Origin of the sequence: Bacillus sp. GMs2/2, from assembly GCF_050172095.1 — a bacterium.
Taxonomy (GTDB): Bacteria; Bacillota; Bacilli; order Bacillales; family Bacillaceae_G; genus Bacillus_A; species Bacillus_A cereus.
The window spans coordinates 1-1,788 of sequence record NZ_JBNLYE010000600.1 but is presented as its reverse complement, the minus strand read 5'-3'; the positions used below and the strand labels follow the sequence as shown (position 1 = coordinate 1,788).

Here is a 1,788-nt window from a genome sequence, read left to right as displayed (position 1 = left end):
TTGAATATAAGGAAGAAAAAGAAGAGGTAGGATAAAATGAAGCCGATTACAATTCTAATAGCTGATGATGACTTGAAGATTGCTGAATTAATTGAAATACATTTAAAAAAAGAAGGATACCAGGTTGTAAAAGCAACTGATGGAGAAGCCGCAATTGAAATTATTCAATCGCAGGCAATTGATTTAGTGGTTTTAGACATCATGATGCCAAAAATGGATGGTTATGAGGTGACGCGTCAAATCCGTACTAAACAAAATATGCCAATTATTTTCTTAAGTGCGAAAACATCTGATTTTGATAAAGTGACGGGTCTTGTACTAGGTGCAGATGATTATATGACGAAACCTTTTACACCAATTGAATTAGTTGCACGTGTGAATGCTCAACTTCGCCGATTTCTTACGTTAAATCAACCGAAAGTAGAAGAAACATCTGTTTTAGAGGCTGGAGGCGTTGTCATTGATTTTGAGAAAAGAACGGTACATGTATACGGAGAACGAATTGATTTGACACCAAAAGAGTTTGATATTTTATATTTATTGGCAAGTCATCCGAAAAAAGTATATAGCCTTGAAAATATTTTTCAGCAGATATGGACAAATGATTATTATGATGATAACAATAATACAGTTACGGTGCATATTCGTACTTTACGAAAGAAACTTGGAGAAGATAAAAGGAAGAACAAGTTAATAAAAACGATATGGGGAGTAGGTTATACTTTCAATGGCTAAAATAGTAAAAAGTTTTAGGTTTAAAATGATTGCCTTGTTTGCACTAAGTATGATGTTAGCAGCTTTCGGAACATATATAATTTATAAAACATTAGGTTTCTCTTTTAGAATGATGGTTAGTCATGAAGACTATGTAGCAAATAGAGTGGTTGGGGGAAGTATTTATTTCTCTTTCCTTTCCTTCACTTTGCTATCTATTTTATTCTTTTTCTTTTTAACGAAACCTTATTTAAGGTATTTTGATGAAATTTCTAATGGCATTCATCATCTCTCTAAAGGAGATTTCACACATAAAGTTTATATTTCATCAAATGATGAATTCAGCGATATTGCACGCGCAATTAATATTGCAAGTGAAAAATTAAAAGAGGCGGTTGAACGAGGAGACTTTGCAGAAAGTAGTAAAGATCAACTTGTTGTTAACTTAGCTCATGATTTAAGAACACCATTAACATCTGTCCTAGGTTATTTAGATTTAATTCTCAATGAGAAAAACTTAACTGCGGAACAAATTAAATATTATTCTACAATTGCATTCGCAAAATCACAACGACTTGAAAGTTTAATTGATGAGTTATTTGAAATTACACGAATGAACTATGGTGTACAACAAATAGATAAAAAAAACATTAATATAAGTGAATTGCTCGTGCAATTAGATTTGGAATTATATCCATTATTAGAGAAAAATCAATTAGAGGCTAGATTACATGTTGCACCAAATTTAACTATCAACGGTGACGGGAATTTGTTAGCACGAGTATTTGAAAATCTTCTAACAAATGCGGTTCGATATGGAAATAATGGGAAGTTTGTTGATATGAATGGATACATTGAAGATGGAGACGTTGTTGTACAGATTATTAATTATGGAGAAAGTATACCAGAAGAAGAGTTACCTTATCTTTTTGATATGTTTTATACAGGTGATAAAGCAAGAACAGTACAGAAAAATAGTACGGGTCTTGGATTATTTATTGCTAAAAATATTGTTGAGAAACATAATGGGAAGATTTCTGCAGAAAGTAATGTAGTGAGAACAATTTTTGAAGT

2 protein-coding genes are annotated in these 1,788 nt (G+C 31.7%); both read left to right on the top strand.

Annotated elements, in window-relative coordinates; translation table 11 throughout:
* Positions 1-36: 36 nt before the first annotated feature.
* Positions 37-735: a response regulator transcription factor gene (locus tag ACQGS6_RS27775; RefSeq protein WP_000802755.1), complete on the top strand. Its 699-nt coding sequence runs from the start codon at positions 37-39 to the stop codon at positions 733-735.
* Positions 728-1,788, top strand: a 1,061-nt coding sequence (locus ACQGS6_RS27770; protein WP_426965979.1) for a HAMP domain-containing sensor histidine kinase, incomplete at its 3' end; no start/stop codon positions are given. The genes ACQGS6_RS27775 and ACQGS6_RS27770, both read left to right, overlap by 8 nt.

Bases quoted from the DNA above. Each gene is read 5' to 3' on its own strand.
- ACQGS6_RS27775 (WP_000802755.1), top strand. From the start codon at position 37: ATGAAGCCGATTACAATTCTAATAGCTGATGATGACTTGAAGATTGCT.